Origin of the sequence: Cellulophaga sp., assembly GCF_039943695.1 — a bacterium.
In the GTDB taxonomy this organism is placed as follows: domain Bacteria; phylum Bacteroidota; class Bacteroidia; order Flavobacteriales; family Flavobacteriaceae; genus Cellulophaga.
This window is the reverse complement of sequence record NZ_JBDVAA010000019.1, coordinates 1-3,159: the sequence shown is the minus strand read 5'-3', so window position 1 is coordinate 3,159 and position 3,159 is coordinate 1. Positions and strand designations below refer to the sequence as shown.

At 33.2% G+C, this 3,159-nt stretch carries 3 protein-coding genes; 1 reads left to right on the top strand and 2 read right to left on the bottom strand.

Annotated features, from left to right (window positions below; all coding sequences use genetic code 11):
• Together ABJD66_RS01670 and aroC are read right to left on the bottom strand one after the other, a co-directional pair.
• Positions 1-1,193: dicarboxylate/amino acid:cation symporter (locus tag ABJD66_RS01670; RefSeq protein WP_348127487.1), on the bottom strand; the 1,193-nt coding region annotated here is incomplete at its 3' end.
• 122 nt (positions 1,194-1,315) lie between these two features.
• Complete coding sequence (gene aroC / locus ABJD66_RS01665) at positions 1,316-2,380, bottom strand: chorismate synthase (RefSeq protein ID WP_348127484.1); 1,065 nt, start codon at positions 2,378-2,380, stop codon at positions 1,316-1,318.
• 166 nt (positions 2,381-2,546) lie between these two features.
• On the opposite strand from aroC, the gene ABJD66_RS01660 reads away from it, so the two are divergent.
• Positions 2,547-3,159 (top strand): UDP-2,3-diacylglucosamine diphosphatase (locus ABJD66_RS01660; RefSeq protein ID WP_348127481.1); only part of this gene is annotated, 613 nt, incomplete at its 3' end.

Below are 3,159 nucleotides of genomic sequence, written 5' to 3'. Positions count from 1 at the left end.
CTGTCTACAGCAAAAATTAACGCCAATGCAACTGGGTATAAATCTGCTGGAAAACCAATAGCTTCCAACACTATAACCAACATTACCATACCTGCTCCTGGTACTGCTGCAGAACCTATAGAAGCCAATAATGCAGTTAATACAATAGATAGTTGGTTGCCAAAAGTTAAACCTTCTGGCCAAAGTACCTGCATAATAAATACAGCAGCTACAGCTTGGTATAAACTTGTACCATCCATATTAATTGTAGCTCCAACTGGTAAAACAAAGCTTGATACTTCCTTATCTACCCCAATGTGCTCTTCTACCCTTTCCATAGTTACTGGCAAAGTTGCCGCACTAGAACTAGTAGAAAAAGCTAATAATTGAGCCGGACTCATTTGTTTTAAAAACCAAATAGGATTCTTTTTTGTATAAAAATATACTAGAGAACAGTAAAAAGCTATCATAAGTAATAACCCTAAAACAACAACTCCTGCATAAGATAATAACTTCTGTAAAATTTCTGGATCATCTGCTGTAACTACAACCTGACTTAGTAATGCAAACACAGCAAAAGGCGCAGCGAGCATAATTAAATCTACCATTTTAAGAATAACATCATTTAATGAGTCAAAAAAATCTTTTAAAGGTTTAGATCTTTTTTCACCAACCAACAACATAGATATTCCCATAAAAATAGTAAAGAATATAACTTGTAGCATTAGTTTGTTATTACTCATAGCTGCCAAAGCATTGCTAGGTACCATATCTACCAAAAACTGCAATGGCCCACTTTCTTTTTGTGTTGTCGCTTCTGCAATTTTACCCTGCAAACCACTATCATTAGCATATGTATTAGTTAATTTTGTTATAGTTTCTTGAGAAATACCTTCTCCTGGTTGCAATACATTTACAAGTACTAGGCCAATAGTAATGGCTATAACCGTTGTAAACATATAAATACCAATGGTTTTAAAACCAATATTTCTAAATTTAGAAATGTCTTTTAAATCTGATATTCCTTTAATTAAAGATGCAAGTATTAACGGAACCGCAATTAACTTTAGGAGGTTTACAAATATTTGTCCAAATGGTCCAATCCAGTCTAATATAAAATCTTTACCCCATGTAAGTTGTGCCATACCAAAACCAAAAAGGATACCAAAAACCATCCCTATCATAATCTGCCAGTGCAGCTCCAATTTCTTCATACTTCTATTTTATAATAATTTTGTGAGTAATATACCATTTTGGTCTGTTACGTTCCAAATAAAATTGAATCAATAATTTTTAACATCAATTATTAGTAATAATTCAATGCAAAAATCATCAACTATTCCCTAATGCTGTTGTTTATTAGGGTGTAATCTGCCAAAACTAAAGCCGCCATAGCCTCTACAATTGGGACCGCTCTTGGTACAACACAAGGGTCATGACGACCTTTACCTTGAGTTTTAACCATATTACCATCCTTATCTATTGTTTCATAAGGCTGTATAATAGTGGCAACAGGTTTAAAGGCTACGTTAAAATAAATATCCATACCGTTGCTAATACCTCCTTGTATACCACCACTAAAGTTGGTTTTTGTAGTACCATCTGTATTAAATTGGTCGTTATGTGCGCTACCTTTCATAGCTACACCACTAAAACCACTACCATACTCAAAACCTTTTACAGCATTAATACTAAGCATTGCTTTTCCTAATTCTGCGTGCAATTTATCAAAAGCTGGCTCACCTAAACCAATTGGCACATTTTGTAGAACACAAGTAATAACACCACCAATAGTATCTCCTTGTTTTTTAATATCCTTAATGTATGTTTCCATTTTAGCAGCCATATCTTGGTCTGGACAACGTACAGGGTTTAACTCTGTATCTGCTAAATTTAACTCGGTATAATTTTTATTTAATTTTAATTCTCCTACCTGAGAAACATAAGCATTAATTTTTATGTTAGATAAAAATTGCTTTGCAATTGCACCAGCTACTACTCTACTAGCAGTTTCACGAGCAGAACTACGTCCGCCTCCACGGTAATCTCTAAATCCATATTTTTTATCATACACATAATCTGCATGCGATGGTCTATACGAGTCTTTTATGTGCGAGTAATCATGTGATTTCTGATTGGTGTTGCGTATGGCAAACCCAATTGGAGTCCCTGTAGTTTTACCTTCAAAAATACCAGAAAAAAATTCTACCTCGTCTGGCTCTTTACGCTGTGTAACTATTTTAGATTGTCCAGGTTTTCTTCGGTTTAATTCTGTTTGTATAGCATCTAGATCTATTTCTATGCCTGCTGGGCAACCATCTAATACTCCGCCTATTGCTACTCCGTGTGATTCTCCAAAGGTTGCTACCTTAAAAAGGTTACCAAAAGTGTTTCCTGCCATCTAATTATTTTATTGGTATGTATAAGTTCCAAAGATAATTTATAAGCATCAGAATATAAAATTTAGATATGTCTTAATGTACACTTAACAAAATCATCACAAAATTTTCATTAGTTGTTTATATTCAGTTCATATATAAAGGGTTAGTTTGTATAAACTGGTAAAGATGAAGAAAAGAAAAATTGAGGTTGCTGTTATTTCTGACGTTCACTTGGGTACTTATGGTTGTCATGCAGACGAAATACTAATTTATTTAAATAGTATTGACCCAAAAATTTTAATATTAAATGGAGATATTGTAGATGTTTGGCAATTTAGCAAGCGGTACTTTCCATCTTCACATATGAAAGTTTTAAAAAAAATTATTGGTATGGCCTCTAAGGGCGTACGAGTATATTACATTACAGGAAACCATGATGAAATGCTGCGTAAATTTAGTGGTACAATTATGGGTAACGTACATATTGTTGATAAATTAGTTTTAGATTTAGACGGAAAAAAAGGTTGGTTTTTTCATGGCGATGTTTTTGATGCTTCTATTACAAATGCTAAATGGTTAGCTAAATTAGGTGGTAAAGGATATGATTTATTAATATTAATAAATAGAGCCTTAAATTGGGGATTATCTAAAATGGGAAGAGAAAAGTATTCTTTATCTAAACGAATTAAAAACAGTGTAAAAGGTGCTGTAAAATATATTAGTAATTTTGAAGAAACTGCTGTTAATTTAGCCATTGAAAAAGGATATGATTATGTTGCTTGCGGACACATACACCAGC